The organism is Belliella baltica DSM 15883, from assembly GCF_000265405.1.
Lineage (GTDB): Bacteria > Bacteroidota > Bacteroidia > Cytophagales > Cyclobacteriaceae > Belliella > Belliella baltica.
Window position 1 is genome coordinate 1,263,926 of sequence record NC_018010.1, and the last position, 20,312, is coordinate 1,284,237.

At 38.3% G+C, this 20,312-nt stretch carries 18 protein-coding genes; 13 read left to right on the forward strand and 5 right to left on the reverse strand.

What is annotated here, in order from left to right:
* Positions 1-11 precede the first annotated feature (11 nt).
* From tatC to BELBA_RS05880, 3 genes are all read left to right on the forward strand, one after another.
* Complete coding sequence (tatC, locus tag BELBA_RS05870) at positions 12-860, forward strand: twin-arginine translocase subunit TatC (RefSeq protein ID WP_014771826.1); 849 nt, start codon at positions 12-14, stop codon at positions 858-860.
* 4 nt (positions 861-864) lie between these two features.
* On the forward strand, positions 865-1,302 hold the full coding sequence (gene rpiB, locus BELBA_RS05875) for a ribose 5-phosphate isomerase B (protein WP_014771827.1): 438 nt from the start codon (positions 865-867) through the stop codon (positions 1,300-1,302).
* Between the two features lie 373 nt (positions 1,303-1,675).
* Complete coding sequence (locus BELBA_RS05880) at positions 1,676-2,467, forward strand: M15 family metallopeptidase (RefSeq protein WP_014771828.1); 792 nt, start codon at positions 1,676-1,678, stop codon at positions 2,465-2,467.
* A 99-nt stretch (positions 2,468-2,566) separates the two neighbouring features.
* On the opposite strand, the gene BELBA_RS05885 is transcribed toward BELBA_RS05880, so the two are convergent.
* Genes BELBA_RS05885 through BELBA_RS05895 form a run of 3 tightly spaced genes read right to left on the reverse strand, consistent with a single transcriptional unit; the run spans position 2,567 to position 6,450 of the window.
* Positions 2,567-3,913: a dicarboxylate/amino acid:cation symporter gene (locus tag BELBA_RS05885; protein ID WP_014771829.1), complete on the reverse strand. Its 1,347-nt coding sequence runs from the start codon at positions 3,911-3,913 to the stop codon at positions 2,567-2,569.
* Positions 3,914-3,931: 18 nt separating this feature from the next.
* The gene (gene aroC / locus BELBA_RS05890) at positions 3,932-5,008 is read right to left on the reverse strand and encodes a chorismate synthase (protein ID WP_014771830.1); all 1,077 of its coding nucleotides are present in this window, start codon (positions 5,006-5,008) and stop codon (positions 3,932-3,934) included.
* Complete coding sequence (locus BELBA_RS05895; protein ID WP_014771831.1) at positions 5,008-6,450, reverse strand: BatD family protein; 1,443 nt, start codon at positions 6,448-6,450, stop codon at positions 5,008-5,010. Before BELBA_RS05895 ends, aroC begins: the two co-directional genes overlap by 1 nt.
* A gap of 117 nt (positions 6,451-6,567) precedes the next feature.
* Between BELBA_RS05895 and BELBA_RS05900 the strand changes: the two genes are divergently transcribed.
* Positions 6,568-6,759: a hypothetical protein gene (locus BELBA_RS05900; protein WP_014771832.1), complete on the forward strand. Its 192-nt coding sequence runs from the start codon at positions 6,568-6,570 to the stop codon at positions 6,757-6,759.
* Between the two features lie 34 nt (positions 6,760-6,793).
* Here BELBA_RS05900 and queG read toward each other — a convergent pair whose 3' ends face one another.
* Positions 6,794-7,699, reverse strand: coding sequence for a tRNA epoxyqueuosine(34) reductase QueG (gene queG, locus BELBA_RS05905; protein WP_052307659.1), 906 nt, complete (start codon positions 7,697-7,699; stop codon positions 6,794-6,796).
* A gap of 42 nt (positions 7,700-7,741) precedes the next feature.
* The gene (ruvB, locus tag BELBA_RS05910) at positions 7,742-8,776 is read right to left on the reverse strand and encodes a Holliday junction branch migration DNA helicase RuvB (RefSeq protein WP_014771834.1); all 1,035 of its coding nucleotides are present in this window, start codon (positions 8,774-8,776) and stop codon (positions 7,742-7,744) included.
* 155 nt (positions 8,777-8,931) lie between these two features.
* Between ruvB and BELBA_RS05915 the strand changes: the two genes are divergently transcribed.
* The 9 genes from BELBA_RS05915 to acs all read left to right on the forward strand — a co-directional run bounded on the left by BELBA_RS05915 (position 8,932) and on the right by acs (position 20,218).
* Positions 8,932-9,993 (forward strand): FAD:protein FMN transferase, encoded by a 1,062-nt coding sequence (locus BELBA_RS05915; RefSeq protein WP_014771835.1) that lies wholly within the window; start codon positions 8,932-8,934, stop codon positions 9,991-9,993.
* Between the two features lie 27 nt (positions 9,994-10,020).
* The gene (locus BELBA_RS05920; RefSeq protein WP_014771836.1) at positions 10,021-10,791 is read left to right on the forward strand and encodes a ZIP family metal transporter; all 771 of its coding nucleotides are present in this window, start codon (positions 10,021-10,023) and stop codon (positions 10,789-10,791) included.
* A 134-nt stretch (positions 10,792-10,925) separates the two neighbouring features.
* Positions 10,926-11,348, forward strand: coding sequence for an IS1/IS1595 family N-terminal zinc-binding domain-containing protein (locus tag BELBA_RS05925; RefSeq protein WP_014771837.1), 423 nt, complete (start codon positions 10,926-10,928; stop codon positions 11,346-11,348).
* A gap of 129 nt (positions 11,349-11,477) precedes the next feature.
* Positions 11,478-12,929, forward strand: a complete 1,452-nt coding sequence (locus BELBA_RS05930; RefSeq protein ID WP_014771838.1) for a hypothetical protein — start codon at positions 11,478-11,480, stop codon at positions 12,927-12,929.
* Between the two features lie 12 nt (positions 12,930-12,941).
* Positions 12,942-13,205: a DUF4212 domain-containing protein gene (locus tag BELBA_RS05935; protein WP_014771839.1), complete on the forward strand. Its 264-nt coding sequence runs from the start codon at positions 12,942-12,944 to the stop codon at positions 13,203-13,205.
* Positions 13,206-13,226: 21 nt separating this feature from the next.
* The gene (locus BELBA_RS05940; RefSeq protein ID WP_014771840.1) at positions 13,227-14,912 is read left to right on the forward strand and encodes a sodium:solute symporter family protein; all 1,686 of its coding nucleotides are present in this window, start codon (positions 13,227-13,229) and stop codon (positions 14,910-14,912) included.
* Positions 14,913-15,212: 300 nt separating this feature from the next.
* A complete protein-coding gene (locus BELBA_RS05950; protein WP_014771841.1) occupies positions 15,213-17,936 on the forward strand; it encodes an ATP-binding protein in 2,724 nt (907 codons plus the stop codon).
* Between the two features lie 7 nt (positions 17,937-17,943).
* A complete protein-coding gene (locus tag BELBA_RS05955; protein ID WP_014771842.1) occupies positions 17,944-18,300 on the forward strand; it encodes a response regulator transcription factor in 357 nt (118 codons plus the stop codon).
* A gap of 25 nt (positions 18,301-18,325) precedes the next feature.
* Complete coding sequence (gene acs, locus BELBA_RS05960) at positions 18,326-20,218, forward strand: acetate--CoA ligase (RefSeq protein ID WP_014771843.1); 1,893 nt, start codon at positions 18,326-18,328, stop codon at positions 20,216-20,218.
* Positions 20,219-20,312: the final 94 nt, after the last annotated feature.

Here is a 20,312-nt window from a genome sequence, read left to right on the forward strand (position 1 = left end):
CCAAATTTCAGGTGGCATTAGATCAGTATAGAGAAGAAGACGAGGAAGAGGAGGGGATGTCCTTTTTGGATCATTTAGAGCAATTGCGTTGGCACTTGCTCCGATCTGTTTCCGCAGTTTTGATATTTACAATTGCAGCATTCCTAGCCAAAAGCATTGTATTCGGGAAAGTAATTTTAGGTCCATCAAAAATCACCTTCATTACCTATCAAGTGTTGTGTAGAATATCAGAATACCTGAATATTCCAGCACTTTGTATAGATACTCTCCCATTTACTATTCAAAGTAGGCAGATGACGGGGCAGTTTTCTATGCACATCACCTCAAGTTTGGTGGTAGGTTTAGTAGTGGCTTTTCCTTATTTGTTTTGGGAAATTTGGAGATTTATCAGTCCGGGATTATATAGTAAAGAAAGAAATGCTGCTCGTGGAGCGGTATTCTTTGTGAGTTTACTTTTCTTTATGGGTGCAGGATTTGGATACTTTATTCTATCGCCGCTATCGATAAATTTCCTTGCCAATTACCAGTTGGATCCTAGTATCCTCAATGAATTTGATATTACTTCCTACGTGACTACAATAGTGATGCTTGTATTAGCATCAGCATTGATGTTTCAGTTGCCAGTGGTGATTTACTTCTTGTCTATGTCTGGACTAGTATCAGCTGCTACTTTAAAATCTTACAGGCGACATTCAATTGTAGTCATTTTGATAGTATCGGCGATCATCACACCTCCAGACGTAATCAGTCAAATCATTATTGCTATGCCGATTATGGTGCTTTATGAAACAGGCATTATGATTGCCAAAAGGCTCGAAAAGAAAAGGGCTTTAGAAGAACTCAAAGAAAAAGAACAATAATACCATGTCAAAGAAAATTGCAATTGGTGGAGACCACGCTGGTTTTGCCTATAAAAAGGAAATGATTGTCAAACTTGAAGCTGCTGGATATGAAATCAAAGATTTTGGTCCTTATTCAGATGCTTCTGCTGACTATCCTGACTTTGTTCATCCATTGGCCGACGCGATTGAAAAAGGAGAATTCGAACAAGGAATCCTGATCTGTGGGAGTGGAAATGGAGTAGCGATTACGGCCAACAAGCACCAAGGAATCAGAGCAGCTTTATGTTGGAATCAAGACTTGGCAGCCTTATCAAGACAGCATAATGATGCGAATGTATTAGCACTTCCAGCAAGATTTATATCCTTTGATTTGGCTTTAGAATTAGCGGAGGTTTTTCTGTCTACCGAATTTGAAGGTGGCAGACATGCTACCCGAGTGAATAAAATTGCTTGTAAATAAATAGATCAAATTTGTAACCATCTATTTTACATGTAATTACCTATATTTTTTAATTTTTTCTTAAAATACTTAGGAAGCCTTAATTTAAGAAAAAAACATATTTCTTAAATTAAGACAAGCGCTAACTTAAATAATTACTCATAATATTAAATAAGACATCGATAAATTTAAGATTTAATCCCTTTAATTTTAGATGTATCTGTTTTTAAATAAAACTTCTGTAAATCAATACACTAAAATCATCACTATCTTTTATTTTTTTACTTTTGTTTATATTATAGATTATCAGCACTTTATCTTGACTTTTTTTCTATATTTTCGTAGATTTTGATTTAGTTTTTTCGAATTGATTTTTAACTTAAACGATGATTAGATGAACACAAAAGAGATTACCATTTTTGTACAGTCTTGGCTCAAAGAAAAGGGACTGTATCATGGCAAAATTGATGGTGATTGTGGCCCAAAGACCCTCGCAGCAATAGATGCGACAGATCAAATTCCAAAAGATTGGTCAGCAAGAAGAAAACTGGTGGGCATGCTGCAATATGTGACTACACAGTTTGGACAAAATCCGGGAAAGCTTGATGGTTTTTTCGGTCCAAATACACAGTATGCCTATGAAAATAGCCTTCAGATAGCAAGAACTGGAAATCAACCTGAGATCTGGCGTCCTGAAGAAATTTCAACCAAACCAAGTCCTTGGCCAAAGCAATATTCCTCAGCTTTCAAGGATTTTTATGGCCCAAAAGGAAGCAGTTTGGTGTTTGCAAATACTCCATATCCCTTGAAAATTGCTTGGAACCCCAATCAACAAGTCAACCGATTTACATGCCATGCAAAAGTAAAAGATAGCGTGGAGCGAATTTTTGAAAAGGTTTTGAATCATTATGGCCTCGAGCGTATTCAGGAGCTTCGTTTGGATTATTTTGGAGGCTGTTACAATGATCGGGCTATCAGAGGTGGTACACTTCCAAGTATGCATAGTTGGGCTATCGCAATTGACTTTGATCCAATAAACAATCAGCTTCGCTGGGGAAGAGATAAAGCAAGCTTCGCTAAACCTGAATATGAAGCTTGGTGGAAAATTTGGGAAGAAGAAGGCTGGGTAAGCTTGGGAAGGCAAAGAAATTTTGACTGGATGCATGTTCAAGCTGCAATTTTGTAAACAAACTTCACAGCTATAGACATTTCATTTCATCAATTTCAAACAATAAAAAAGCTACCCCAATTCTGAGGTAGCTTTTTCGGTTTGGTTATTATAGGGTTATTTATCTTCCATTTCTTCAACATTCGCAGTGAATGGATTAGCATCTCTAATAAGTCTTGCTGGCATCTCACCTTCCGTAGAAGCTACCGTCACACATACAGCCGCATCCCCAGTAATGTTGACTACTGTTCTGAACATATCTAGAATTCTATCTGGTGCAATAATTAAGGCGACACCTGCACCTGGAACACCGATGGCTTCCAATACGATTATTAGCATGATCAATCCAGCGCCAGGCACTCCAGCAGATCCAATGGCAGCCAAAGTTGCTGTCAAGACTATTGTCAATTGCTGTGAAAGGGTAAGATCCATTCCCAGGGCCTGTGCAATAAAAACTGCCGCCACTGCTTGATACAAACTTGTACCATTCATATTGATCGTAGCACCTAGAGGCAGGACAAAACTGCTGACTTCTTCTGATACACCTAATTCTTCTTCTACCAATTTCATGGTTACTGGAAGGGTAGCGGAACTTGATGAAGTAGAAAATCCTAACAGCATGGCAGGTCTTAGCGCCAATATAAAGTCTTTGAAAGGGATTTTAGTAAATGCCTTAAGCATCAATGAATAAACACCCACAATGATTAAAAATAATCCTCCCATCACTACAAGGGTATATTTCAAAAGAGCTAAAAGCAACTCAACGGCAGACTCTGGATTTTCTCCAGCAATATCTACTATTAAGGAGGCCATTAAAGCAAAGACACCGTATGGTGCAATCATCATGATGTATTCTACAATCTTTATAATAACATCATTTAAGGCATCAAAAAAATCTGTGAATGTTTTTGCTTTGTCTTTTGGTATTTGTAGCAAAGCAATTCCCGCAATAATAGCAAAGAAAACAACCTGAAGCATACTTCCATTATCCGCTGCAGCAGCAATTAGGTTTTCTGGAACGATATCAATAATGGGTTGTAATGGTCCAGCGTCTCTTATAGCGGCTGCATCACTGGCTTTTGAGCCAGCAGCTGCATCAAATTGAGTCATTAATTTATCTCTAGTTTCTTGAGGTAATTGTTCTCCTGGTTCGAAAAAATTAACTAAAAGCAAACCTAAAGTAATGGCAATTACTGTAGTGATCAAATAGGCAAAAATAGTTTTACCGCCAATTCTTGACAGTTTGGAAATATCACCCAAATTAGAAACACCCACAATCAGTGATGCCAAAACTAGTGGGACAGCAATCATTTTCAAAGCATTGATAAAAATCGTCCCAATTGGCTTGATGTAATCAACCGTGAAATCCGGAGAAATACCGAATTGGACAATCACCAAACCGAAAATTAGACCTAAAACCAATCCAGCGATGATCTGGGTATGTAATGGTATTTTTTTGAACATAGTATTTGGGTTAATTAATTACAATTTATTTGCCCTGCTAATGAGGAGGTAATCTGCCAAAACCAAAGCTCCCATGGCTTCTACAATTGGAACTGCTCTTGGTACAACGCATGGGTCATGTCTTCCCTTTCCGGAAACAGTCACAGAATCACCAGCTTCGTTTACTGATTCTTGATCAATCATGATGGTAGCTACAGGTTTGAAGGCGACATTGAAATAAATGTCCTCTCCATTGGAGATTCCACCTTGGATTCCGCCACTGTGATTGGTACGTGTTCTTACTTTGTCGCCTTCTGTGTAAAACGCGTCATTATGTTCCGAACCTCGCATTTTCACTCCTTCAAATCCACTTCCATATTCAAAGCCCTTTACAGCATTGATACTTAGCATCGCTTTTCCAAGTTCTGCATTTAGCCTGTCGAATACAGGCTCTCCAAGCCCTGCAGGAACACCTTTGATGACGCATGAAACTATACCACCAACTGTATCTCTTGATTTTCGAACATCATCGATGAAGTCGATCATCTTTTCTGCCATCTCTGGATCAGGACATCTGATAATATTTTCTTCAGTTTGGTCAAGATTCAGTTCCTGATATGATTTATCGAGTTTCAAATCACCAACTTGGCTGACGTAAGCTTGGATGCTGATTCCGAAATGCTTCAATAACATTTTGGCTATAGCTCCAGCTGCTACTCTAGCGGATGTTTCCCTAGCACTACTCCTTCCGCCACCTCTATAATCTCGAATTCCATATTTTTCTTGATAGGTGAAGTCAGCATGTGAAGGTCTGTATTTATCTGCGATATGACCATAATCTTTACTTTTTTGGTCAGTATTCATGATAACCATACCAATGGGCGTGCCGGTGCTCTTTCCTTCAAATACCCCAGATAGAATCTGAAACTCGTCTTCTTCCTTTCTTTGGGTTGTAATCTTTGACTGTCCCGGTTTTCTGCGTTGCATTTCATTCCTGATAAATGCTTCATCAATTTCCAATCCTGCCGGACAGCCATCTATAATTACACCCAAGCCCTTTCCGTGAGACTCACCGAAAGTACTTATTTTAAATAGTTTCCCAAATGAATTACCCATTATCTCTTTTTCATGATCAAGACAGCAATTAGTATTACTGATACTGCCAACAATAGATTGATAAAGATCGAAAAATAGTATTTATATCGTTGGTTTGAAAGTTTATTGTTCTCTACTTCAATCAAATCATAAATTCCACCTAAGCGTTGGTTGGAAATGGCTTGATTTACCTTAGATTCTCCCGTGATACTTAAAATTGCCTGGGGACGAAGCGTATCATATTTAGCCAAATTAGGGTTAAAATAAATCCACTCAAAGTGATCTGACAGATTGACTTTACCTGGCTCATTTACGGTTAAATAGTAGCTAAATTCTTTGATACCTGTCACTTTTCCCATGCCTCGATTCACTTGCTGTCTTACATTTGGGTCATAGGTATTTAATTTTTGGATTTGATTTGTTTTTGGTTTGGAAATAGAGTTGATATTACCTTCACCACTGATGCCAAAATTGTAGGTTATCCCCTCTCCAGTCTCAGCATTGAGTGTTTTGATATTTTCCCTCAATTGAAAAACACCTACACTGACCTCGTTTCTTAAAGGGTGTGGAGGAAGTGGTTTGACTTTGATGGATTTGGCAGCAGAATAGAAGGTCTTGTAGTCCTCTAGTCTATTGTTACCAAAAAATGTAGGGTTCTTTGCTACCTTATATTTGATCATTTCCCAAGAGATGGGTGGGATGGTTATTTCTCCTTCTGAAAATGGGAAAAATGTTGCTTCGTAAACTTTATACTTCACCCAGTTTTTACCATTGATGCTGACACGTTCTGGCTGAATATTGGTAATATTGAAATTTTCTTCCCAAGCATTGCTAGGTTTGAGTTTTTTAAGAATACCATCAAGCTGTCTTCCAGGCTCATAAAATTGAAATGGTGCCTGATTTGATTCAGCCATATAAAATGCAAGACTCACATTAATAGCTTCTCCTACGAAAACCTCACCCTTGTCCACAGAGGTAGCAAAAAATGCTTCATCATCAATTTCTATAAATTCTGGCTCTTCTCTTGAATTGCCAAACATTTCATCAAAAGGATCAAAAGCATTGGTCTGTCTCTGAGCAGCACGGGCATCAACTACGGCAATTGTCTTTCCACTTGAAGAAAAATCATTTCCATTGATTTTGATGCTGAAATTATTCAACCTATACTCTCCTTTTCTACTGGGTTTATAGTACTGAATTATGCTGCTGCTGCTGCTCATTTGTCCATTGACAATATTCATTGAAGAAGATTGTGAGATTCCTTGTTTTTGGAAACCAGGAATGTCTGGAAATTGATCGTAAGATTTTATCTTATCGTTAGAAATTGTTACCTTAATAGTGAAAGTTTCATTGAGAGCGATTTCATCTGGCCCTAGTTCAATATTCACTTCTTGTGCAATAATTATTGGGGAAATTAAGCAGAAAATAAATACCAGAATCCAAGTGGCAGTCGTTCTATTCATAGTTGTTTGATTCAATTCTGATCGCAAATTAACTTTATATTTTAAACGCAACAAACGATATGTAGTATCGTATGATGTATTAAAATTGTTTCTGTTTAACTAAATATATTTTGAACCATGCTTGAATACGTTAAGACAGTCTTAGTAAAAGTGAGTTTTGATAAAGCGCTCTTTGAAAAGGAGCTGAGAAAAAGCCTTAACTTGATACTCCCAACGGAGATAAATGAATTTAAGGCTTGGTGCTACAGGACATTTTCAAGTTTGTATGAACCCGTTTTGAATAAATATTTTATCGAACTTGCTGGTTAAAATTTCAAGGCTTCGAAAGGAGCCTTTTTTAATGTTATTTTTTGACGAAATCTATATTTCTGATCAATCCTTCCAATTTTGTTCTTTTTACTGCTGATTTTTGAAAAACTCGATTAAATGTTTCAGCTGTGATTTCTTCCCAGTCTTTTCTTTTCATTTGTTGTAAATCTGGGTGTGGCAAAAATTCCGCCTCCTGATGTGGTTTTGAAAACCTATTCCAAGGGCATACATCCTGACAGATGTCACATCCAAAAATCCAATTCTCAAACTTTCCTTTCACTTCATATGGAATTTGTTCTTTGAGTTCGATCGTAAAGTAAGAAATACATCTAGATCCATCCACTACCCCTGATCCTACAATGGCATCCGTAGGACAAGCATCAACGCACTTGGTACAGGTACCGCAGTAGTCGATTGTCATTGGCAAGTCAGGAGCTACTTCAAGGTCTATGATCAGCTCTGCCAAAAAGAAAAAACTACCCATTTTCTTATTCAATAGCAGACTGTTTTTTCCTGTCCAACCTAACCCCGCTTTTTGTGCCCATTGTCGCTCCATCACAGGAGCTGAATCTACGAAGGCTCTACCACCAATCTCTCCAATTTCCTCTTGTAGATTTTGAAGGAGGGTGTTCAATTTGTCTTTGATGACAAAGTGATAATCTTTCCCATAAGCATATTTGGCAATTTTCAGATCTGAAGGGCTTTCAGGAAGTGTTGATTCGGGGAAGTAATTGTAAATAAGGCTGACCACTGTTTTTGCTCCATCCACGAGTTTGGTTGGGTCTAGTCTTTTATCAAAATGATTGGCTAGATAAGCCATCTGACCATGATAGTTTTGGTTGAGCCAAGCTTCAAGCTTTGGCGCCTCATCTTCTAAAAATTCGGCCTTGGCGATTCCACAAAAGTCAAAGCCCAGGTTTTTGGCCTGGGTCTTAATCATTTGGGCATATTTTTCTTTTGAATTGATCAATTAAAACAAGGTTTATGAAAATAAGCTACCTGTCTCTCCTCCAAAATTTGGCTTGACCTTGAGGTGCTTGTAGGCAAGTTCTGTAGCCATTCTTCCTCTAGCTGTTCTCTTGAGATAGCCTTCTTGTATCAAGAATGGCTCGTAAACTTCCTCAATGGTTTCAGCTTCTTCCCCACATGCTGTAGCAATGGTGCTCAATCCAACAGGACCTCCTTTGAATTTTTCGATAATTGTCATCAATATTCTGTTGTCCATTTCGTCCAAACCATTTTCATCCACATCTAATGCGTTGAGTGCAAACTTAGCAATGTCCAATGTTATGGTTCCATTACCTTTGATTTCTGCAAAATCTCGAGTCCTTCGAAGAAGCATATTTGCAATCCTTGGTGTTCCACGGCTCCTTCTTGCAATTTCATATGCAGCAACTTCATCTATTGGAGTTTGTAATATGCTTGCTGACCGAATGACAATCGTGGTGAGCAGTTTTGCATCATAATATTCTAATCGTGAGTTGATTCCAAAGCGAGCGCGAAGAGGAGACGTCAATAAACCTGATCTTGTCGTAGCCCCTATGAGTGTAAATGGGCTGAGTGAAATCTGAACAGACCTTGCATTGGGACCTGAATCAAGCATAATATCAATCCGAAAATCTTCCATGGCAGAATAGAGATACTCTTCTACAATGGGGTTGAGCCTATGTATCTCATCTATAAAAAGTACATCACCTTCTTCTAAATTAGTCAACAAACCTGCCAAATCAGAAGGCTTATCCAATACTGGTCCTGATGTGATTTTGATCCCTGCATTCAGTTCATTGGCAATGATATTACTCAAAGTAGTCTTTCCAAGTCCTGGAGGGCCATGGAGAAGCACGTGGTCGAGTGGTTCTTGTCTTCTTTTTGCTGCCAAAACGAAGATCTTCAAATTCTCAACTATCTTATATTGTCCTGTAAAGTCATCGAAACTCAAGGGGCGAAGCGCCTTTTCAATTTCTTTGTCCGTAGAACTCAAGTGTTCACTATCTCCACTCAAATAATCCTCTCTCATGTTATTTCATTCTATAAGACAAAGATAGAAAAATCAGCCAAGGCAAAAAGAGAAATGATTCCTTCAAACCCACTTTGCAATAATATTGCATAAGGAATCAAAATCAACCAATTAATTGAAAAAATAGCCTTAACTTTCGAAAAAAATCAACTGTTATGCGTAGCAATGCGAATAAGAATATAATTTATTCGATTATTCTCCTTCTTTTGGTAGCGATTGTTTATTTATATAGACAAAATCAGCAAAAGCCTGTTGAGCAAGTCGTTGAGGTTTCTACTGGTAAAGTGACTTTTTCAGGAAATACCATGGGTACTTCCTATAGGATTGTCTATTTGGATCAAGAAGAAAGAGATTTTAAAAATGAAGTAGATTCAATCTTGGTCGTTTTCAATGAATCCCTTTCTACATATATTCCAAATTCAGAGATCAGTAGATTTAATCGAGCAGATACTTTATTTTTTGAATTACCTTATTTTTTACCAGTATTGGAAACAGGAAAAGCTGTATTTGAACAAACATCAGGAGCATTCGACCCAACGGTAGCACCACTTGTGAATCTTTGGGGATTTGGTCCAAGTGGGCCTCAATTGAAAGATAGTGTGAATATAGACGCAATGCTGAGGTTGGTGGATTATTCATCTATTCAGTTTGACGAAGAGAAAGTCTGGAAACTAAAGAAAGATGTGAATCTCGATTTTTCGGCAATAGCCAAAGGGTATGGAGTGGATGTGATAACAACTTTTCTTTCTGAGAAAGGCATTCAAAATATGCTGGTAGAAATTGGAGGTGAACTCGTTGCAAAAGGGGTCAATGAAGAAGGGGAGCTCTGGAAAGTTGGAATCAATAGACCGGAAGAAGATGCAAGTGCCAATGAACTCTATAGCATTGTTGCACTAGAAAATCAAGGAATGGCAACCTCAGGAAATTATAGAAACTACTATGAAGTAGATGGATTGAAAATCTCCCATACTATCGATCCGAAAACCGGGAGACCCGTGAATCATGGTTTGTTAAGCGCAACTGTTCTTGCTGAGAATTGCATGAGAGCAGATGCAATAGCTACGTCATTGATGGTGATGGGAACAGAAAAGGCAATTGAATTACAGAAAAATTCTGACTTTGAGATTTTTCTGATTTATAGTGGTGAAAATGGAAGTCTGAAGTCCTATGCAAGTGAAAGATTGAAGCCGTTTTTGTCTTTTACTGTTGAAAATTAATATCCAAGTCTTTAAGCTTTACTCAGCATGCTTTTAAATTTTCTTTTATTGTTTTTTACAGCTTTGATAGCTGGTAGTCTTGCTTACTTTATTCCAAGTTGGCAAGAGCGCTATTTCAAATTGATCTTGGTTTTTGCCGGATCATATCTATTTGCTATTACAGTACTCCATATACTCCCAGAATTGTTTGTAGGATCAGAAGACGCTACCAAGATGGGGCTATATATACTTTTAGGGTTTTTATTACAGCAGGTTTTGGAGTTGTTCTCCTCTGGAGTCGAACATGGGCATATTCATCATCATGGACATCATCATGGCATAGAATCAGGAGTTTGGACTTTGATGATAGGTTTATTTTTGCATGCATTTTTGGAGGGAACTCTACTTTCTCAAGATGGGGTTTTGGTAGCTCATAATCATACTGCACATGAAGGACATCATCATCATCATGGTAGTAATAACCTCCTGTTTGGTATTATGCTTCATAAAGGACCTGAAGCCTTCGCTCTCGTAGCTGTGTTGATGAGTGCTTTAAAAAAACGTTGGGTATTTGTCCTTCTGGTAATTTTTGCTTTGGCTTCTCCACTTGGGATGATGTTGAGTTCGGTACTATTCGATCAGGGATTTATAGGAAGAGGTGCTCTAAATGTCTTCTATGGAATGGTTGCAGGTGGCTTTTTACATATTTCTACCACCATTTTCTTTGAAAGTAGTCCTGATCATAGGTTTCATTTAAACAAAGTCATCATTAGCATTATCGCTTTCGCTTTAGCGATTTCGTTTGAGTTGCTTTCGTAGAAAGTAAAGATGGAATCTATTCGATATATCAATATATAATTTGGTTTTTTGCTTTTGATTGACAACAAAATCTGATATATTGCTAATATATTATACTTTCGCTAAATTAATATATCAAGTATTCAATATCTTGTATGGAAAAGCCAGTCTGTCCAAAATGTGATCATGTCAAAGTTGTCAAAAGTGGCGTTGTAGGAGGAAGACAGCGGTTCAAGTGCAAAAAGTGCGGGTATCATTTTACGGTTAATAAGCTAGGGAAGGCCATTGATAAATACTATGTCATTAAGGCTTTGCAGCTTTATATTGAAGGGATCTCTTACCGGGAAATTGAAAGAATATTGGGTGTGAGCCACGTATCAGTGATGAATTGGGTCAAGCAATACAGAATCAAAGCTCCTGAAAGTAATGATTACAGACCAACCTACAGAGTGCTGAATCATACAGAATTAGTGAAATTTATGGCAATCAAAGAGAATTTGACAGATACAGGGATGTTAATTACTGAGCTCGGAGATAAATTTATGATCATCAAATGGGAACGGTTTAAAAACAGATGATCCAAATAATATTTTTATTTCTATAATTACTTACCAAATAGCTATTCGTTTTTTTTTCTTTTCTAAACTAACTTTTCAACTTAGCCTCACTTGTTGCTGACAAGTGAATGAACAATAAACCCTATATTCATGAAAAACCAATGGACTATGCTTTTTGGCATATTAGCCATGGTATGGATCACGAACGAAACCAAAGCACAAGGTTCAATACCTTATAAAGTAAAATCTGTGAACATAACCGGTGATTTTGTTGACCATACTTATAAGCCTCTTACGCTCAAGTTGAGCGATGATGGTCGCAAGTACATTAGATTCCTTGTCTGGAATCAGATGTGGGCTCGCGTTACGGAAAATAATCCTGGCACATTAGACGTCGCAGGAAATCCTCAAACCACTTCAACAGATATTGGAATTAGAAGAGCCAGAGTTTTGGCTTATGCAGAAGTTTCACCACGATTTTTAATTCTTTCACATTGGGGGATCAACAATCAGACTTTTACGAATGGAGGCGTTCCTGGTGGAGGAACGATGGGTAATCCAGGAAACTTACCTGTTGTAGTCGATCCTGAGATGGGTGTAGGTTCAGCGTCTGGAATGTCAGCAAAGAAGCCTCAGCTATTTTTCCATGATATTTGGACAGAATTCAAAGTTACAGATGAACTTTACGCAGGTATGGGTTTACATTATTGGAATGGAATTTCCAGAATGACCAGTCACAGCACACTTAATTTTATGGCAATTGATGCTCCGATTTTTAATTGGCCGCTTATTGAATTGACCGATCAGTTTGCTAGACAATTTGGTTTTTATGCAAAAGGACAAATCGGAAAATGGGATTACAGAGTGGCATTGAATAAGCCCTTTTCTGTAGGAACAGGTGGCCGATATGATGATGTGACAAAAAGACCCATCGCAGGAAATGTAGTCAATGACAATTGGGCAAATCAAGGCTATATTGCTTATCAGTTTCTCGATAAAGAAAATAACAAACTACCCTATTTTGTTGGGTCTTATTTGGGCACAAAAAGGGTGTTCAATATCGGTGGAGGCTGGTACTATCACCCGAAAGCGACCAATTCAAAATCATCTACAGGAACTATTCAAAACCACGACATTACTTTATTAGGCTTTGATACTTTTTTGGATTTACCGCTCAATAAAGCCGCAGGCACAGCGCTTACCACTTATGCAGTTTATTATCATTATGATTTTGGTCCCAATTATATTCGAAATGTTGGAATAATGAATGTAGGCTTTGGATCAGGATCTACTCAAAACGGACCTGGAAATGCACAGCCCATGATCGGAACAGGAAAAATTTTCTACACGCAATCGGGATTATTACTTCCTGAAAGATGGCTTGGAGAAAAAGGGAAACTTCAACCTTTTGCTGCTCTGACACACAAAAACTTTGACTATTATCAAAATGGAACTTGGCAATATGATGCGGGAATGAATTATTACATCAATGCGCATCATGCAAAACTCACATTGCAATACAGTCAGCGGCCGATTTTCGAAAATTTCAGGAAAACAGGCTCGGCTGCAGAATTTATCTTTCAAACACAAATATTCTTATAAAACCCAATAACCATGTCAGAAAATAAATTTAGTAAAGAAGCCTATTGGAAAAAGAACCTCAAAATATTGGGAGTTCTCCTGTTCATCTGGTTTGCTGTGTCCTTTGGATGCGGGATATTATTCGTGGAGCAACTGAATGCCATCAGAATGGGTGGATTCAAATTGGGATTCTGGTTTGCCCAGCAAGGCTCCATTTATTCTTTTGTGATTTTGATTTTTGTGTACGTTGTGCGCATGAATCAGCTTGATAAAGAATTTGATGTAAACGAAGAATAATCTCAAAAAGAAATCATAAAAATGGATATTTTAACTTGGACATACATACTTGTAGGAGCATCATTTGCCCTCTACATTGGCATTGCGATTTACACCAGAGCTGGATCTACTAAAGAATTCTATACCGCAGGCGGCGGAGTTTCCCCACTTGCCAATGGCATGGCAACTGCCGCTGACTGGATGTCAGCAGCTTCATTTATTTCGATGGCTGGAATCATCGCTTTTTCGGGATATGATGGGTCAGTCTATCTGATGGGTTGGACAGGTGGCTATGTGCTTTTAGCCTTGCTTTTGGCTCCTTACTTGAGGAAATTCGGGAAATTTACAGTTCCGGATTTTGTTGGGGATCGGTATTATTCTAATAAGGCTCGCGTTGTAGCTGTGATTTGTGCACTCTTTATTTCATTTACTTACGTGGCAGGTCAGATGAGAGGTGTTGGGATTGTATTTTCCCGATACCTTGAAGTTGACATCAATACTGGTGTAATTATAGGGATGTGTATTGTCTTCTTTTATGCGGTTTTAGGTGGAATGAAAGGCATTACTTATACACAAGTGGCACAATATTGCGTATTGATTTTTGCCTTTATGGTTCCTGCGATCTTTGTCTCCATGCAATTGACTGGAAACCCAATTCCACAGTTAGGTATGGGTGGCACAGTTGCAGATGGGAGCTATTTATTAGATAAATTGGATGGAGTATTGGGAGACTTAGGTTTCGCTGAATATACTTCAGGAAGAAAGGGAATAGCTGATATTTTTGCAATCACTTTGGCGCTAATGGTAGGTACAGCAGGTTTACCTCATGTGATTGTTCGTTTTTTCACTGTTCCAAGGGTAAAAGATGCCAGGCTTTCTGCTGGATATGCCTTGGTTTTCATAGCAATCTTATATACTACAGCTCCTGCTGTCGCGGTATTTGGGATTTATAATGCTATCGAAACCGTAGCCGATAAGCCAGTGGATGATTTACCTGTTTGGGTGGAAAACTGGGAGAAAACCAATTTGATCACAGTCGATGACAAGAATAGTGATGGTTTTGTTCAATATTCTGCTAACTCAGAAACAAATGAATTGAATATTGATAAAGATATCATGGTTTTGGCGAGTCCAGAAATCGCAAACCTACCAAACTGGGTAATTGGATTGGTAGCTGCCGGAGGGATGGCTGCTGCACTTTCTACAGCTGCTGGGCTTCTTTTAGTGATTTCCACTTCCGTTTCTCGGGATTTGTTTAGGACCTTTAAACCGAATATGACAGAGAAAAGAGAGCTTTTGATAGCAAGAATTTCAGCTGCAGGTGCAGTAGTCTTGGCAGGATATTTTGGAGTAAATCCTCCGGGATTTGTAGCCGAAGTTGTGGCATTTGCCTTCGGTTTGGCAGCAGCATCATTCTTCCCTGTGATCATCATGGGTATTTTCTCCACAAGGATGAACAAAGAAGGCTCAATTGCAGGAATGCTCTCAGGATTGATTTTTACAATTGGATACATTTCTTATTTCAAATTTATAAGTCCTGAGCTGAATAATGTAGACAATTGGCTCTTTGGAATTTCTCCGGAAGGAATTGGTTCTATCGGGATGCTAATCAACTTTATCGTTTGTTACACAGTATCCAAGGCAACTCCTGCTCCACCGCAGGATGTTCAGGATATGATTCAGGAAATCCGAATTCCAAGAGGTGCTGGAAAAGCACATGATCATTAATCTAGAAAAAGTGAAACTCCAACAAGTCTATGTTGGGGTTTCCTTTTATTCAAAATTGAAATAACGTAAATTAAAATTCCGTTTGAAAGAAGTCAGAAAAGATGAAAGAGGGATTGAAAAATCAGTATTTGTGGATAGTTTTTTTCTTGGGTATAATTCTTTTGAATTATCCCATCTTAGCTATTTATAATATTCCTGAAGTCTGGTTTGGAATACCGGTTTTGTATTTCTTCGTATTTCTATTTTGGTTTTTACTGATTCTTGCCACTTTTCTGATCATCCAAAAACTCAAGAAAAAGGATGTTTAGCAATGCTGTAATCATATCGTTTACTTTTGGGTATTTGGCTTTGCTTTTTGCGATTGCTTGGTTTTCTGAGCGATCAGCTAAAAAGGGACGAAGACTCTCCAATCATCCTGCGATTTATGCATTGACTCTAGCAGTATATTGTACAGCGTGGACGTATTATGGTTCTGTGGGCCGAGCTGCGACAAATGGTTTGGAGTTTTTGACCATCTACATTGGGCCAAGTTTAGTCGCCCCACTTTGGTGGATTGTGATGCGTAAGATTATCAGAATTTCAAAAGTCCAAAGGATATCTTCCATAGCTGACTTTATTTCTAGTCGCTATGGAAAAAATGTGACTTTAGGAGGAGTAGTGACAGTTGTTTGTCTTTTGGGGATTTTGCCTTATACCTCGATTCAGATCAAAGGTGTCGCTACATCCTTTCAGATTTTGCAGGGAAGTGGGATGGCGGATTCTCTGGCGAATTTGCCTTTTTACCAAGACACAGCTTTCTATTTGGCAATGGGATTGGCTTTGTTTACGATATTATTTGGGACTAGAAATATAGAAGCGACGGCACAACATGAAGGAATGGTTATGGCTGTGGCTTTTGAATCTATTTTCAAGTTAATCGCATTTCTGGTAGTCGGTGTATTTGTTAGTTATTTCGTTTTTGATGGATTTACAGATATTTTCAGTAAAGCAGCAGCTCAAGGCTTGGATCATCTTTTTGTTATGCAAGGGGAGAGCAGTGCATCAGAATGGTTTTGGATGAGTGTTCTATCAATGATAGCCATTTTGTTTTTGCCTCGACAATTTCAAATGGGAGTGATTGAAAATACAAATGAAAAACATTTGGATACAGCGATGTGGCTTTTTCCATTGTATTTGCTTCTTATTAATGTATTTGTACTTCCGATAGCTTTTGGAGGGCTTGTTCATTTTTCAGATGGAGGTTTTATTGCTGATACATTTGTATTGGCATTTCCTATTTCTTTTGATCAAAAATGGCTTGCAATCTTAGTTTATTTGGGAGGGTTTTCTGCAGCTACTGGGATGATTATCGTCTCCACAATTGCATTGAGCACAATGGTGAGTAATAATTTGGTCATGCCCTTACTTTTGATCAATGATCAGTTTCAAAAACGATATCAACATAGACTCAGTCAGATCTTGATTTGGTCGCGGCGTGCTACTATTTTGTTGATTATTCTTGCAGCTTACTTGTATTACAAACAGATTGCAGGGCAATTTACCCTAGTTTCTATCGGGTTGATTTCTTTTGTTGCAATTGCCCAATTTGCTCCGGCAATCATCGGAGGAATTTTCTGGAAAAAAGGTGCAAGAGTTGCTGCACTAGTTGGGATTTTGGCAGGGTTTGTACTTTGGTTTTATACCTTGGTTGTCCCCACCATGGTGACAGCAGGTTTTTTGTCTGAGAGTTTACTTTCTGAAGGACTACTTGGCTTAAGTTACTTGAAACCTCAAGCGCTGTTAGGCTTTTCAGAAATGAGTTATATAAGCCATGGGCTTTTCTACAGTTTGACTTTGAATTCCATCCTCTATGTTATCATTTCTGTTTTTAGTCAGCAAACATCCAAGGAACATAATCAAGCAGTTATTTTCGTTGATATTTTCAAATACAGCACTTCACTTGATGCAGCTGTGATTTGGAAGGGGCAAGCTTATCTGCCTGACTTGAAAGCTTTGCTTGTTAATTTTTTAGGAGAGCAAAAAATGGAAGAGGCTTTGAGGGAATTTACGCGAAATTCTGGAAAAAAGCTCAATGATGAAATTTATGCAGATCCAGAATTAGTAAATTATTCCGAACGCTTATTGTCTGGGATTATTGGTTCTGCTTCAGCAAGGATTATGGTGGCTTCGGTAGTGAAAGAAGAAGAAATCAGTATGGAGGAAGTATTAGGAATTTTGCAAGAAACTCAAGAACTAAAGTCTTTGAATCAACAGCTGAAAATGAATTCAGAAGAATTGAAGATTGCTTCTGAAAAACTTCAATCACTCAATGAATCTTTACAACTCAATGACATGCTGAAAGATGAATTTATCTCCACGGTGACACATGAGATGCGGACGCCAATCACATCGATCAGGGCTTTTTCAGAGATTTTGATGGATCAAGACCTTCCTGAGACAGATAGAGCAAGGTTTTTGGAAATTATTATTCAAGAAACCAAAAGGATGAGTAGGTTGATTGATCAAGTTCTGGATTTGGAGCGCTTTGACTCTGGAAGGCAAAAGCTTAATCTTGAGGCTACCAATCCAAAAAAACTTATATTGGAAGTGATTGAGTCAATGGAGCAGGTTTTCAAGGAAAAGAACTTGGTGTTTGAAAAGAATTTGATGGAATCCGAAGTATTAATTTCTTTAGATCAAGATAGAATCAAGCAGGTTATTCTCAATCTCCTGTCCAACGCTTCCAAATTTGCTAAGTCAAAAGTGGTACTCAAAGCCCAACTTCTGGATGAAAATCTATTGATAAGCGTCTGTGATGATGGTAAGGGGATTCCAGAAGAAGAAGTACCTTTTATCTTTGATAAGTTCTTTCAGGCAAAGAATCAGACAAGCAAAAAGCCACTTGGAAGTGGGCTAGGACTAGCTATTTCTAAAAAAATTGTAGAATATCATCAAGGTAAAATAGATGTACAGCGGATAAATGGGAGGACATGTTTCGAGTTGTCACTTCCTATTTCACAAGGAAAATTGAATTTAATTAAATAGTAAAACGATGTATAAGATTCTAATTGTGGACGATGAACCCAATATTCTTTTGTCTTTAGAATACCTTTTCAAAAAGGAGGGCTTCAAGGTCTTTATTGCTAGAGATGGTGAGGAAGCTTTGGAGATAATTTCCGAAGACCAACCCGAACTCGTCCTTTTGGATATCATGATGCCTAAAGTGGATGGCTATGAAGTCTGTAAATTTATCAAAGATAAGCATGATGATATCAAGGTAGTCTTTCTAACTGCAAAAAGTAAACAGCAGGATGTGGAAAAGGGACTTAATCTTGGAGCAGATTTGTATTTGACCAAGCCTTTTGGCAATAAGGACTTGGTGTCCAAGGTGAAGAACTTATTGAATTAATTAAAAAACCTAAAATAACTATATTATGAGTGATAGAATTCATACCCTAAGCGGGTATTTCCATGAATATCAAAAATCTGTAGCACAGCCTGAGGAGTTCTGGGCACGAATTGCGGATTCATTTCATTGGAGAAAAAGATGGGACAAAGTCTTGGAATGGGATTTTGATGGACCGGATGTCAACTGGTTTGTAAATGGGAAATTGAACATTACTGAAAATATCCTTGAGAGACATTTATATACTTTGGGGGATAGGCCAGCAATCATTTGGGAACCAAACGACCCAAATGAAGTGGGTCGAACTATCACCTATCGAGAACTTTATCATGATGTTTGCCGATTTTCAAATGCGCTTAAAGCCAAAGGAATTGGAAAAGGTGACAAGGTAATTATTTATATGCCTATGGTTCCTGAGGCAGCTGTAGCCATGTTGGCATGTGCAAGAATTGGAGCAGTTCATTCGATCGTATTTGCAGGGTTTAGTTCTTCTGCACTTGCGGATAGAATCAATGACTGTGGAGCAAAAGCTGTCTTGACTTCAGATGGAAATTATAGAGGAAATAAGAAAATCCCAGTCAAAGCGCTTGTTGATGAAGCTTTGGAGACATCTACTGTAGAAACAGTAATTGTTTACAAAAGAACTGAGCAAGATGTGACTATGAAGTCAGGCAGAGATTATTGGTGGCATGAAGTCATAGAAGGAGAGTCTGATACCAATACTGCTGAAGAAATGGACAGTGAGGATATGCTTTTTATTCTCTATACTTCAGGATCTACAGGAAAGCCAAAAGGAGTAGTTCATACTACTGGAGGCTACATGGTTTACACCAAATATACTTTTGAAAATGTCTTCCAATACTCTCCAGGCGACGTGTACTGGTGTACCGCTGATATAGGTTGGGTTACTGGACATTCTTACATTGTGTATGGCCCATTGTTAGCAGGTGGGACATCTTTGATGTTTGAAGGAGTTCCAACTTTTCCAGACCCAGGAAGATTTTGGGCTGTAGTTGAAAAGCACAAGGTAAATCAATTTTATACCGCTCCAACAGCAATTCGTGCATTACAAGCTTTCGGAACTGACCCTATAGAACCCTATGATTTGAGTTCGCTGAAAGTACTCGGCTCAGTTGGAGAGCCAATCAACGAAGAAGCTTGGCACTGGTATCATACACATGTAGGAAAATCCAGATGTCCTATTGTAGATACTTGGTGGCAAACAGAGACTGGAGGAATTTTGATTTCCCCAATCGCAGGAATCACTCCAACAAAACCAGCATTTGCAACGCTTCCTTTGCCAGGAATTCAGTTGTGTATCGTGGACCCTGAAGGAAAAGAATTGACGGGGAATTCTGTCGAAGGAAATCTTTGTATCAAATTCCCTTGGCCGGGAATGATCAGAACTACTTATGGTGATCATGAGCGCTGCAAGCAAACGTATTTTTCTACTTATAAAGGCATGTACTTCACAGGAGATGGTGTCAAAAGAGATCATGATGGCTATTATAGAATCCTTGGAAGGGTAGATGATGTGATCAATGTGTCCGGGCATAGAATGGGTACTGCAGAAGTAGAAAATGCAATCAACGAGCATCCATTGGTAATCGAATCTGCTGTAGTCGGCTATCCTCATGAAGTCAAAGGACAAGGAATATATGCTTATGTCATCTGTGATATGAAAAATAGGACAGCAGAAAATCTGACCAACGAAATCAAAGATACTGTATCCAAAATCATCGGCCCTATCGCTAAGCCAGATAAAATCCAGATTGTAACCGGTCTTCCTAAAACAAGATCAGGAAAAATCATGCGTAGAATTTTAAGAAAAGTAGCAGAAGGTACAGTAGATAATCTCGGGGATACTTCCACACTCCTTGATCCAGAAGTAGTGAAGGAAATTATTGAGGGGAGGCAATAGGAATATAGGTATAAGTTTTGTGGTAAATAATAGATTTAAGCTTTTACCAAAAAATACTGGTATGAAATAGATAGAAATCCGCCGCGGCGGACAA

Coding starts and splice junctions, on each gene's coding strand:
- aroC (WP_014771830.1), bottom strand. CDS start 5,008: ATGGGTAATTCATTTGGGAAACTATTTAAAATAAGTACTTTCGGTGAG.
- BELBA_RS05880 (WP_014771828.1), top strand. CDS start 1,676: ATGAACACAAAAGAGATTACCATTTTTGTACAGTCTTGGCTCAAAGAA.
- BELBA_RS05920 (WP_014771836.1), top strand. CDS start 10,021: ATGCTTTTAAATTTTCTTTTATTGTTTTTTACAGCTTTGATAGCTGGT.
- ruvB (WP_014771834.1), bottom strand. CDS start 8,776: ATGAGAGAGGATTATTTGAGTGGAGATAGTGAACACTTGAGTTCTACG.
- rpiB (WP_014771827.1), top strand. CDS start 865: ATGTCAAAGAAAATTGCAATTGGTGGAGACCACGCTGGTTTTGCCTAT.
- acs (WP_014771843.1), top strand. CDS start 18,326: ATGAGTGATAGAATTCATACCCTAAGCGGGTATTTCCATGAATATCAA.
- BELBA_RS05895 (WP_014771831.1), bottom strand. CDS start 6,450: ATGAATAGAACGACTGCCACTTGGATTCTGGTATTTATTTTCTGCTTA.
- BELBA_RS05930 (WP_014771838.1), top strand. CDS start 11,478: ATGAAAAACCAATGGACTATGCTTTTTGGCATATTAGCCATGGTATGG.
- BELBA_RS05885 (WP_014771829.1), bottom strand. CDS start 3,913: ATGTTCAAAAAAATACCATTACATACCCAGATCATCGCTGGATTGGTT.
- BELBA_RS05915 (WP_014771835.1), top strand. CDS start 8,932: ATGCGTAGCAATGCGAATAAGAATATAATTTATTCGATTATTCTCCTT.
- BELBA_RS05950 (WP_014771841.1), top strand. CDS start 15,213: ATGTTTAGCAATGCTGTAATCATATCGTTTACTTTTGGGTATTTGGCT.
- BELBA_RS05955 (WP_014771842.1), top strand. CDS start 17,944: ATGTATAAGATTCTAATTGTGGACGATGAACCCAATATTCTTTTGTCT.
- BELBA_RS05935 (WP_014771839.1), top strand. CDS start 12,942: ATGTCAGAAAATAAATTTAGTAAAGAAGCCTATTGGAAAAAGAACCTC.
- queG (WP_052307659.1), bottom strand. CDS start 7,699: ATGATTAAGACCCAGGCCAAAAACCTGGGCTTTGACTTTTGTGGAATC.
- BELBA_RS05925 (WP_014771837.1), top strand. CDS start 10,926: ATGGAAAAGCCAGTCTGTCCAAAATGTGATCATGTCAAAGTTGTCAAA.
- BELBA_RS05940 (WP_014771840.1), top strand. CDS start 13,227: ATGGATATTTTAACTTGGACATACATACTTGTAGGAGCATCATTTGCC.
- BELBA_RS05900 (WP_014771832.1), top strand. CDS start 6,568: ATGCTTGAATACGTTAAGACAGTCTTAGTAAAAGTGAGTTTTGATAAA.